2 protein-coding genes are annotated in these 807 nt (G+C 24.3%); one reads left to right on the top strand and one right to left on the bottom strand.

Features of this window, described 5'->3' with window-relative positions; genetic code table 11:
• Nucleotides 1-170: MarR family transcriptional regulator (locus HMPREF2930_RS09155; protein ID WP_037541578.1), on the bottom strand; the 170-nt coding region annotated here is incomplete at its 3' end.
• Between the two features lie 383 nt (nucleotides 171-553).
• Here HMPREF2930_RS09155 and HMPREF2930_RS09150 point away from each other — a divergent pair.
• On the top strand, nucleotides 554-807 hold a 254-nt coding region (locus HMPREF2930_RS09150; RefSeq protein ID WP_141751517.1), incomplete at its 3' end, for a replication initiator protein A.

Below are 807 nucleotides of genomic sequence, written 5' to 3'. Positions count from 1 at the left end.
TTTTTTTTATTGTGAGTTACTCTTTGAATTATCTTTTCAACATCGATATCATTTTTAATAAATGAAGTATTATCCTTTTTTATCGTTTCTATATTCAACCTTTTTATATTATTAAATATAGTTTGTTTACTAACTTCCAATTCTTTGCTTATTTCTTTCACACTCTTCATATCATCAACCCTTTATAAATACTTTATCAACCCTTTACAATAAATTTTATCATAAATGTTGTTATATCGATATTTACCTATCATTTCAAAAACCCTTTACAAACCCTTGATAATCATGACATCAAGGGTTTGTAAAGGGTTTTTGATAAAGCTATAATATCTTTTATGTGTTCTTTTTTAGTGATATAATGTTGATAATACGTTTAAGTCCCAACTACTGGTAATAGTTGGGACTCGGTAATAAAACGTTACAATACGTTAGCTATTTAATTTGATATATGTATTATATACAACAATATCGACAGTTTGCAAGTCAAAAAGTTATGTGGAATTGTAATGTTTTATTACCTCTATTCAAATTTAATTGGAAAGAGGTTTTTATTATGTCTCGTAAAAATATTAAAAATCAAGCTAGTCAAAATTTTTATATGCTACATAAAGCATTATTTGTTAATGAAAAATATAAAAAATTAAGTGATAGTGCCAAAGTCACTTATGCAATTCTCAATGATAGAGTTAGTTTATCAATTAAAAATAATTGGATCGATGATAATGGGGATATATATTTCATTTTTACAAATGAGAGCCTCCAGAATATATTAGATAAAAGTAAAAATACAATTACAAAAATAAAAAA

The organism is Staphylococcus sp. HMSC068C09, assembly GCF_001813735.1.
In the GTDB taxonomy this organism is placed as follows: Bacteria; Bacillota; Bacilli; order Staphylococcales; family Staphylococcaceae; genus Staphylococcus; species Staphylococcus hominis.
The sequence above is the reverse complement of the archived record's forward strand: the minus strand, read 5'-3'. Positions and strand labels throughout refer to the sequence as shown.